This is a genomic window from Hyalangium sp., from assembly GCF_035629615.1.
Lineage (GTDB): Bacteria > Myxococcota > Myxococcia > Myxococcales > Myxococcaceae > Hyalangium.
Genome location: NZ_DASPHO010000506.1, coordinates 1 through 9,660, shown reverse-complemented (window position 1 = coordinate 9,660; position 9,660 = coordinate 1). Strand labels below are relative to the sequence as shown.

The window sequence follows — 9,660 nt, the reverse complement described above, 5'->3', positions numbered from 1 at the left end:
CGCCGCTGATGCCTGCCGACAAGGTCACCGCCATCCGGGAGATGGGCAAGCAGCACTCCGTGGCGATGGTGGGAGATGGCGTGAACGACGCCCCCGCGCTCGCGGCCGCTGCCGTGGGCGTGGCCATGGGTGGCGCGGGCTCGGACGCCGCGCTCGAGACTGCCGACGTGGTGCTCATGAGCGACGACCTGTCCCGGCTGCCCTTCGCGCTGAGCCTCGCGGACAAGGCAACGGCCGTGATGAAGCAGAACCTGGTGATCTCGCTGGGCGTCAGCGGCGTGCTGATCGTCGCCGCGGTGCTGGGGATCACCCAGATCAGCCAGGCCGTGGTGCTCCACGAGGGCAGCACGCTCATCGTGGTCGCCAACGGACTCCGGCTGCTCGGCTATCGGCCCCAGGCGCTGGCGGCCACCACGGTGGGCGCGGTTGAGGTCCAGCGCGCCGCCACCTGAGCGAGGGTGGAACGGGGACTCGGGCGAGGGCTGCCTGTTGGCGGCACAGGGCCCGAACCTGTCAGACAGGTAGACAGGTTTGGGAGGACAGCTCCGGGAGGCACCGCCTTGGCGGGGAGAGGAGCGCTACACTCCCGCCCATGCGCCTCCTTCGCTGGCTCCTCCTTCCCGTGCTCTTCGCAGCCCTGCCCCTGTGGGCCCAGGAGCCCCAGGTACGGCTCGCCCCCGGCCAGCAGCGCGTGCTCGACTTCCCGAGCATCCGCCGCGTCGCCGTCGCCGCACCGGACGTCGCGGACGTCCAGGTGGTGGGCAAGACGCAGCTCCTCATCATCGCCCAGCGGACCGGGCGCACTGCCCTCACCGTGTGGACGGACAAGGGGCAGCTCCAGCGCTCCATCGTCGTGGAGCCTCCCCGCGCGGAGGAGCTGGCCGAGGGGCTGGAGAAGATGGGCTTCTCCGGTCTGGAGGTCCGCACCATCGGCGACAAGCTCGTTGTCGACGGATATGTGGAGTCGCTCGCGGACATGGCGAAGCTGCGGCGCTTCGTTGCCGGCTCCTCCGTCACGCTCCTGGTGCGGGTGGATGCCCAGGTCATCCAGGCCGCCCTCACCACCACCGCCGAGCAGATCAACACGGCTTTGAAGCGCAACGGGCTCGGCGCGGCCAAGGCCGTCGTGGTGGGCCAGCGCATCCTCCTCGAGGGCTCCGTCTCCGACGAGGCCGAGCGCGACAAGGCCCAGCGCATCGCAGACTCCTTCTACGGCGAGCTCCGCGAGGCCCTCGGTCCACATTGACACACTCGCAGGATGACCCAGGCGTTCGTGTCAGGGGTTTTGTTTGACACGCACTTGACGCATCCCTATTGTCCGGCGCCGTTGCCTACCAGGGGGTAAAACCCTGTGTTTTCGGGCAGATACGTGCGGGGGCTCGTCGGACCGAAGGAGCGGCGGTCTGGCTGGGCGCAGTTCCTTGGCCGCCGCGCGATGGAAGGACCGCGAGCCAGCACCCGCGGTAAGGGTTGAGCGTCACCGATGACCACTGTCGAGATCATCTTCCTGGGCGTGTACTTCGCCGTCCTGTGTGTGCTGGCCGTGTACGGCTCGCACCGGTACCGGATGGCGTACCTGTACTACCGCCACAAGTTCAAGCTGCCGACGCCCCAGGGCGTGCTGCCCGTCCTGCCGCGCGTCACCATCCAGCTGCCCATCTTCAATGAGATGTACGTGGTGGAGCGGCTGGTGGACTCGGTGTCCCGCATCGACTACCCGCGCGAGCTGCTGGAGATCCAGGTGCTGGATGACTCCACGGACGAGACGTGCGGCATCGCCCGGGCCTGCGTGGAGCGCCACCGGCAGAAGGGCGTCAACATCGCCTACATCCACCGGACGAACCGGCAGGGCTTCAAGGCGGGCGCGCTGGAGAACGGGCTGAAGCTGGCCTCGGGCGAGTTCGTGGCGGTGTTCGACGCGGACTTCGTGCCCACGCCGGACTTCCTGCAGCGCACGGTGCCGTTTTTCGCGGACGCGAAGGTGGGCATGGTGCAGGTGCGCTGGGGCCACCTCAACCGCGAGTACTCCATCCTCACCCAGGCCCAGAGCATCTTCCTGGACGGGCACTTCATCATTGAGCACACGGCGCGCAACCGCTCCGGCTGCTTCTTCAACTTCAACGGCACGGCGGGCATCTGGCGCCGAACCACCATCGAGGATGCGGGGGGCTGGCAGCACGACACGCTCACCGAGGATCTCGACTTGAGCTACCGCGCTCAGCTCAAGGGCTGGCAGTTCATCTTCCTGCCCGAGGTCATCTCCCCGGCCGAGGTGCCGGTGGACATGAACGCCTTCAAGAGCCAGCAGCACCGCTGGGCCAAGGGCTCCATCCAGACAGCGAAGAAGCTGCTGCCCACCATCCTCAAGAGCGATCTGCCCTTCGAGGTGAAGCGGGAGGCCTTCTTCCACCTCACCAACAACATGGCGTACCTGTTGATGGTGCTCCTGTCGGTGCTGATGCCGCTGTCCATGGTGGTGCGCTTCCACCACGGGCTGTACGGGACGCTCTTCCTGGATCTGCCCTTCTTCGTCACGGCCACGGCCAGCGTGTGTGTCTTCTACGTGGCCACCCAGCGCGAGCAGGGCATCCGCGGCTGGGCTCGGCTGAAGTACCTGCCGTTCCTGATGAGCCTGGGCATTGGCCTGGCCATCAACAACGCCAAGGCGGTGCTGGAGGCGCTGCTCAACCAGCAGTCCGCCTTCACCCGCACGCCCAAGACGGGCGCCGAGGGCAAGAAGGGGGTGCAGGTGAAGAAGAGCTACCTGGGGGCCAAGACGCTGATGCCCCTGGTGGAGCTGCTCTTCGCGGCGTACTTCACCGGCGCGCTGTGGTTCGCCATTGACGCGCGCATCTACACCTCGGTGCCCTTCATCATCCTGTTCCAGGCGGGCTTCCTGTACGTGGGCCTCTCCAGCCTGCTCCAGGGCCGGGGGAGGCCCGCCGAGGCTCCCCCCAGCACGCTCGAGACGCCCAAGGAGCAGGCCCAGCGGGCCGCCTGAGCGCTCAGCCGCCCGAGCTCCCCGCATCGGGAGCGCCCATGCCCGCATCGGGGGTGGGCCTTGCGCTGGGGGTGGCAGCCTCTGATTCGGGCGCGGGCGGAGGTCCCCGGCGCAGCACCTGCTCCGTCCACTTGGGCGCGGGGCCGCTGGGAGGCGGGCGGCACGCTTCATCCAGGGAGGTGCTCGCCACCGTGCGCAGCGTGAGGGTGGCCGCGCCGCAGGCTGTCACCTCCGTGGGGAACTTCACCGGGCAGGGGGTGCCGGCCACGCTGAACCCCGTGGCGTGCGTCTCCCCGAGGAAGCCCTGGGGCGTTCGCGCCAGCACGAGCGTGATGGCGCCTGCCTCCGGGGCAGCCCCGACACCTCCATCCCGCCGCGAGCGCACCAGGGTGAGTCTCAGGGTGCGGCCATCATCCTCGGAGAGGTAGCGGAAGGCGGGGTTACCTACATGGTGGTACTCGCCAGCCTGGCTCTGCTCACAGCCAGGGGGCACGTGCACCGGCGGCGGGCCGACGGTTCGGGTGGGGCAGGCAGCGAGGGTGGCGAAGGCAAAGCCACCCAGGACAAGGACCAGAGGCAAGGGACGAGACATGGGCGCGCATCTTTCATCACCTCTGCCACGAGGTGGCACAGTGTTTGACCCTCCAGTTACGACTCTCTAACCTTCGGGGTGCCATGTCTCTTCACCGCGCTGCCGTCTTCGCGCTGGTGGCCGCCCTGGTGGCGCCCCAGTCCTTTGCTCAGGATCTCGATGTCCCCATGCCGAGCGCAGGGGGCAAGACGAAGTCGAAGGCCGGCAAGAGCCGCGCTTCGGCGAAGAAGGGCTCGGCCAAGAAGCCGGCGCCGGTGGAGGACGAGCTGGACGTCCCGCTGCCGGCCCCCACCAAGAAGCCCGCCACGGCGAAGAAGCCGGCGCCGGTGGAGGACGAGCTGGACGTCCCGCTGCCGTCCCCCACCAAGAAGCCCGCCACGGCGAAGAAGCCGGCTCCTCTGGATGTGGATGAGATCCCCACCGTAGGCAAGAGCGAGCTGAGGGTGAAGCTGGCCGGCAGCGTCAAGGGCGCGCGCTTGCTCGTGGACAACAAGGACGTGGGGGCGCTGCCGCTGTCCGCTCCCCTTCAGGTGGAGCCGGGAGAGCACTCCCTCGTCGTCCGCCGTCCCGGCTTCGCTGACTTCTCTCGCCGCATCACGGCGAAGGGTAAGCCGATCGAGGTGCCCGTGACGCTCGAGGCCGTCGCGGGCGTGGTGACGGTGGTAGCGGAGCCGACGGGCGCCAGCGTCTCCATCAACGGACAGCCGCGAGGCGAGGTGCCGCTCAACGGCGTGGTGCTCAAGCCGGGAAGCTACGAGATCGTCGTGAGCAAGGAGGGCTTCCAGCCCGACACCAAGAACCTCAGCGTGAAGGCGGGCAAGGACTACACGGTGACGGCCAGCCTGCGGCCTGCCGAGACGCCTCCGCCCACGCTCGTGGCGGGCGGGGATACCCCGACGATCCCGGTGCTGACGCCCCCCGAGACGACGGTCACCGACGCGAACAAGATTCCGCTCACGAAGGACGAGCCCGAGGTGAGCCCGAGCCAGCCGTGGTTCAAGCGCTGGTACGTCTGGGCCGGAGTGGGCGTGGTGGCCGCCGCCGCCGCGGGCGCCGTGGTGGCAACCCAGGGTGGCACCACGCCGCTGACCTCGGACATCGTCTGCGGCGGTAGGTGCGACGAGACCATCAACGGCCTCCGAGCCGGAGGCCGCTGAGGGCCCGGGCTTACTGGTTGCGCAGGTCGTCCTCGCTTCCTCGCTCGCGGGGCTCGAGCAGCAGGAACACGTTGCTCACGCGGCCCACGCCCGAGTAGTCCAGCACCGTGGCGCGGACCTTGAAGGGGGCGCTCTCCGGGAGCAGGTGGGTGAGGTCCACCACGCCCGGCTCGAAGTTGAAGGACATGGGCCCCACGTTGTCCACGGGCTCCCGGCGCACGCGCACGAAGTCGGTGAAGCCCACCGCGCCGCGGTTGAGCACCTGGCCCTTCTCGTCGAGCACCTCGAGCAGGATCAGGTTGTCCACCGAGAAGCCCTCCTTACCCGCCGCGTCACCGTAGAGCCGCGCCCGGGAGCCCTCCAGCCGGAGCAGCGGCGTCTCCCCCTTGGCCACCACGCGCGGGGTGCGCTCGAAGTCGCGCGTGTCGATCTCCACGTCCTCGCGCTTCTCTTCGATCTGGGAGGTCTCCCGCTCGGGAGTCTCCGCCAGCAGCTGGACGGGCCGAGGAGGTCCGGAGCGAGTAGGTGTAGCGGGCACCTGTTTCACGCAGGCGAGAAGGGAGACAGCCACAACGGCCAGGCAGAGTGTTCGGACGGTCATGAGCTTCAGGCTTGTAGCGAGCGCTTCGCCGGAGGGTCAACTAGCATTCCCCCATGGCCCTTGCCCCTCGCTGGATCCTCCTCGCGTTGCTCTTCTCCGCGGCTCCGGTGCTGGGTGGATCACCCGAGGTCCAGCTCTGCCTGCAGCACCTCAAGCCCTCCGAGCGTGACCGGGCCGAGAAGGCCATAGGGCCGCTGGAGGAGCTGCCGCTCTACCGGGTGCAACTGGAAGTGGATCCAGGCAAGCGTGAGGTGAAGGGGCGGGTGGAGGTGGAGGTGCTCGCCAAGAAGCGGACGATCTCCGAGCTGTTCCTGCGCGTGACGCCCAACGCCTCCGGCCGGAAGGTGACGATCTCGGACGCGAAGGTCGCGGGCGAGCTGGCGTCCTTCGAGCGGCCGGAGCCCACGCTGATCCGGGTGGCGGTGGATCCCCCCGTGGAGCCCGGTGGGTGGGTGAAGCTGGAGGTGTCACTTCAGGCCACCCTCCCTCGGGCGAAGGCCAACACGGGCTCGCTCCTGGGCGCGCTGGGGGCCTCGGGGCCACCGGGGGACTATGGCGCCTTCTCGGCCGCGCCGGACTTCCTGAGCCTGGTGGGGATCGTTCCGATGATGCCGCCGCTCAACGCGGACGGGACACCGTGGGCGGGGCCCTCGGGGATCGGCGATCTGGCGCTCTATGATCCCTCGAACGTGGTGGCCACCGTCACCGTTCCCTCCGGGTGGCAGGTGCACGCCACGGGCGTGGCCATGGGCGAGGTGCCGGAGAAGACCTCCGGTGTGCGCTTCAGCTTCGCCGCGGCCCTGGTGCGGGACTTCCCGGTGTTCGTCTCGCAAGGCTACGAGCGCGACTCGAAGACGGTGAACGGCGTCACCGTGGAGAGCTTCTATGCGTCCCGGGACGCGGCGGTGGGCAAGCGCGTGCTGAAGTACACCGCCTCCGCGCTCGAGGTGTTCGAGCAGAAGCTCGGGGCGCTCCCCTACAAGAACTTCCGCGTCGTGGAGGCGCCGCTCTCGGACGGTGCGGGCGGCATGGAGTTCCAGGGCCTCATCACCGTGGGCACCTCGCTGTACCGGGGTGCGGCCGATCCGAACAGCATCTTCGAGGGGGCTCCGGGCATGGAGATGTTCCGGGAGATGATGCAGCAGATGTCCGCGCTGGGCGTGGGCGTGCAGGGCGGGGCGGATCCCTTCCAGAACATCGCGAAGTCCATCGAGCGCACGCTGGAGTTCACCGTGGCCCATGAAGTCGGCCACCAGTACTTCGCGGGCCTGGTGGGCACCGATCCCATCAAGGAGCCAGTGGCGGACGAGGCGCTCACGCAGTATGCGGCGGTGCTGTACTTCGAGTGGGCGCACGGCAAGCCCGCGGCGGAGTCCCTGCGGCAGGAGGCGCTGGTGGCCGCCTATCAGATGCACCGGATGATGGGCGGCGAGGACGGGCCGGCCCAGCGGCCCACCGAGGAGTTCGGCAGCTCCATGGAGTACGGCGCCATCGTCTATGGCAAGGCGCCCATGTTCTTCCATGCCGCGCGCAAGAAGGTGGGGGACGAGGCGTTCTTCCGGAGCCTGCGCTCGTACGTGGACACCTACCGCTACAAGTGGGCCTGCCTGGACTGCTTCCGGAAGGAGCTGGCCAAGGCGAGCTCCGGGAGCGCCCGGGAGCTGGAGCGCCTCCAGAACCGCTGGTGGAAGGAGTCCCACGGAGACGAGGACCTCGGAGCGTTCAGCCTCGAGAGCATGCTGGGCGGCAGCATGGGAGACATGAAGCTCGACGCGGAGACCCAGAAGATGCTGGAGGAGATGCTGAAGGGCATGGCTGGCCAGTAGGCCCGCAGGCCCCCCGGCTCAGTCGAACAGCGCCTTCACGAACTCGCGCGGCTCGAAGCGGCGCAGATCGGCGATCTTCTCGCCGACGCCCACCCACAGCACGGGGATCTTCAGCTCGTCGCTGATGCCGATGATGACGCCGCCCTTGGCGGTGCCGTCCAGCTTGGTGAGGGCGATGCCGGTGATGCCTACCGCCTCATGGAACTGCCGGGCCTGCTGGATGGCGTTCTGGCCGTTGGTGGAGTCCAGCACCAGCAGCACCTCGTGGGGCGCGCCCTGCAGCGCCTTGCCCATCACCCGGTGGACCTTCTTCAGCTCCTCCATGAGCGGAGCCTTGGTGTGGAGCCGGCCCGCGGTGTCCGCGATGACGACGTCCGCGCCGATCTCCCTCGCCCTCTTCACCGCCTCGAAGACGACGGCCCCAGGGTCCGAGCCGTCCTCGCCCTTGATGAGCTCCGCCTTGGCGCGCTCGGCCCACACGTCCAGCTGCTCGGTGGCGGCGGCGCGGAACGTGTCCCCCGCGGCGAGCACGACTTTCTTTCCCGCGCCGGTGAGCTGCGCGGCCAGCTTGCCAATGGTGGTCGTCTTCCCCGCGCCATTGACGCCCACCACCATCACCACGTGCGGCGGCCCTCCTCCCTCCAGCGTGCGCGGCACGGGCAGATCGACGATCCGCGCCACCTCTTCGCGGATGAGAGCCTTGATGCGCTCGGGGTTGCTCAGCTCGTTGCGCTTGAGCTTCTCGCGAGCCAGCTCCACCAGGCTGGAGGCGGTGCGCACGCCGATGTCGGCGGTGAAGAGGATCTCCTCCAGCTCCCCCAGCACGGACTCGTCCACCTGGCGGCTCTGGCCGAACAGCCCGTTGAGGCGGGCCATGAAGCCCTGGCTCTTCGTCTTGTCCAGGCCCTGCGCCAGCGTCTTGCCGGCCTCGGCCCGCATCTTCGCGCGCTCGGCCTCCTCCTGCGCCCTGCGCGCTGCCGCTGCCTCCTCGGCCTCACGCGCCTTCTGCTCCGCCAGCAGAAGCTCGGCCTCCTCGCGCTCCCGGCGCTTGCGCTCCCGGGCCTCCTCTTCGGCGGCCTTCTTGGCGCGGTACTCGGCCTTCTTCTCCTCCTCTTCCTTGGCCTTGAGGGCGTTGGCCTCGGCCTCGAGGCGGGAGCGCTCGGTGGCGTCCGTGGCCTCCCGGGCCGCCCGAGCCGCCTGCTCACGCTGGAGGGCCAGCGCATCGGCACGCGCATGGGCCTCCTCGGCCTCGCGCAGCCGGGCCAGCTCCGCCTCCGTCTTGGGCAGCTCCACACGGAGCTCGGGCGTCTCTGCCGGAAGCTCGGGCTTCGGGGCCTCGCCGGGCACCGGGGGCTTGACGGGCTTCTCGGGGCCGCGGGAGGGCCTGCGGAACACCTTGCGCAGCGCCAGCACCATCAGCGCCACGAAGAGCAGGAGCACCCCGTAGCCCACCACCTGGCCCACGGGGCCTGCTTCGGGGGTCGGCGTGCCCGGCGGGGTGCCTGGCTGCCCAGGCGCCGTGTCCGGAGGAGGAGGCACGGGGGCGGGGGCTGGCACCTGCGCAGCGAGGACGTCCAGGGCAGTCGGAGTCTTCATGGGGCGAACCGCTTATACCAATCCGCAGGTGGATGCAGCGCCCGCGGAACGGTAGAAACCTCCTCACCATGCGCCTGCCCCGCCTGTTCGTCCTGCTCCCCACGCTCCTGCTCTGCGCCTGCATCGTCGAGGCGCCCGGAGGGGCCACCGAGGCCGAGCGGCGCCAGGCCACGGTTCAGCAGGTGCCCCCGCTGGCGCTGAGGACCGGCGCCAACCTCGGGGGCAAGGTGGAGCTCGTCGGCGGCACGGTGCAGCCGGGGAGGGTGATCCCCGGCGAGCCGGCCCGCGTCACCGTCTTCTTCAAGGTGCTCCAGCCCATCGTGGAGGACTACATCGTCTTCGTCCACGTGGAGGACACGGACGGGCGGATGGAGCGGATGAACCTGGACCACAAGCCCGCTGGCGGCCTGCTGCCCACCACGCAGTGGAAGCCGGGCGAGACGGTGAGGGACGAGTTCGCCCTCTACCTCCCGCCCGGAACTCCGGCCCGCTCGGTCAGCATCTGGATGGGGCTGTGGGAGGCGCGCACGGACACGCGGCTGAAGCTCACCAACCCGGAGACCGTGCGCAATGACGGCAAGGATCGCATCCTGCTGGCGACGGTGCCCGTGGCGCAGCCGTGAAGCCTCAGGAGATGCCGTCGCGCAGCCGGTTCCAGTTGAAGTTGGCCGACGGATCGCTCTTGCGGCCCTTGGGCACCGCCACGTCCTTGTGCCCGACGATGTTGTTCATCGGCACCTTGTACTCCTGCTTCAGGTAGCCGGTGAGCTGGATGAGCGACTTCATCTGCGCATCGGTGTAGGGCGTCTTGCCGCCGCCGTCGTTGACGAGCTCGATGCCGATGGACCGGCCGTTCACGTCCGTGGGCTTGCCGTGCAGCTCGCCCT

At 69.2% G+C, this 9,660-nt stretch carries 10 protein-coding genes; 6 read left to right on the top strand and 4 right to left on the bottom strand.

Annotated features, from left to right (window positions below; translation table 11 throughout):
* The 3 genes from VD972_RS25880 to VD972_RS25870 form a co-directional block, all read left to right on the top strand.
* The coding region (locus VD972_RS25880) for an HAD-IC family P-type ATPase (RefSeq protein ID WP_324991407.1) at positions 1–452 on the top strand (452 nt) is incomplete at its 5' end.
* 140 nt (positions 453–592) lie between these two features.
* Positions 593–1,246 (top strand): pilus assembly protein N-terminal domain-containing protein, encoded by a 654-nt coding sequence (locus VD972_RS25875; RefSeq protein ID WP_324991406.1) that lies wholly within the window; start codon positions 593–595, stop codon positions 1,244–1,246.
* 237 nt (positions 1,247–1,483) lie between these two features.
* A complete protein-coding gene (locus VD972_RS25870; protein ID WP_324991405.1) occupies positions 1,484–3,001 on the top strand; it encodes a cellulose synthase family protein in 1,518 nt (505 codons plus the stop codon).
* Positions 3,002–3,005: 4 nt separating this feature from the next.
* Here VD972_RS25870 and VD972_RS25865 read toward each other — a convergent pair whose 3' ends face one another.
* Positions 3,006–3,593, bottom strand: coding sequence for a hypothetical protein (locus VD972_RS25865; protein WP_324991404.1), 588 nt, complete (start codon positions 3,591–3,593; stop codon positions 3,006–3,008).
* An 83-nt stretch (positions 3,594–3,676) separates the two neighbouring features.
* Between VD972_RS25865 and VD972_RS25860 the strand changes: the two genes are divergently transcribed.
* Entirely contained in the window at positions 3,677–4,750 is a 1,074-nt protein-coding gene (locus VD972_RS25860; protein ID WP_324991403.1) for a PEGA domain-containing protein, read from the top strand.
* Positions 4,751–4,760: 10 nt separating this feature from the next.
* Here VD972_RS25860 and VD972_RS25855 read toward each other — a convergent pair whose 3' ends face one another.
* Positions 4,761–5,351, bottom strand: coding sequence for a hypothetical protein (locus VD972_RS25855; RefSeq protein ID WP_324991402.1), 591 nt, complete (start codon positions 5,349–5,351; stop codon positions 4,761–4,763).
* Positions 5,352–5,404: 53 nt separating this feature from the next.
* Between VD972_RS25855 and VD972_RS25850 the strand changes: the two genes are divergently transcribed.
* The gene (locus tag VD972_RS25850) at positions 5,405–7,177 is read left to right on the top strand and encodes a M1 family aminopeptidase (protein WP_324991401.1); all 1,773 of its coding nucleotides are present in this window, start codon (positions 5,405–5,407) and stop codon (positions 7,175–7,177) included.
* Between the two features lie 18 nt (positions 7,178–7,195).
* On the opposite strand, the gene ftsY is transcribed toward VD972_RS25850, so the two are convergent.
* Positions 7,196–8,773: a signal recognition particle-docking protein FtsY gene (gene ftsY, locus VD972_RS25845; protein WP_324991400.1), complete on the bottom strand. Its 1,578-nt coding sequence runs from the start codon at positions 8,771–8,773 to the stop codon at positions 7,196–7,198.
* Positions 8,774–8,841: 68 nt separating this feature from the next.
* Here ftsY and VD972_RS25840 point away from each other — a divergent pair, with 68 nt between their 5' ends.
* Complete coding sequence (locus VD972_RS25840; protein WP_324991399.1) at positions 8,842–9,396, top strand: hypothetical protein; 555 nt, start codon at positions 8,842–8,844, stop codon at positions 9,394–9,396.
* Positions 9,397–9,400: 4 nt separating this feature from the next.
* On the opposite strand, the gene VD972_RS25835 is transcribed toward VD972_RS25840, so the two are convergent.
* A partial coding sequence (locus VD972_RS25835) for an N-acetylmuramoyl-L-alanine amidase (RefSeq protein WP_324991398.1) occupies positions 9,401–9,660 on the bottom strand: 260 nt, incomplete at its 5' end.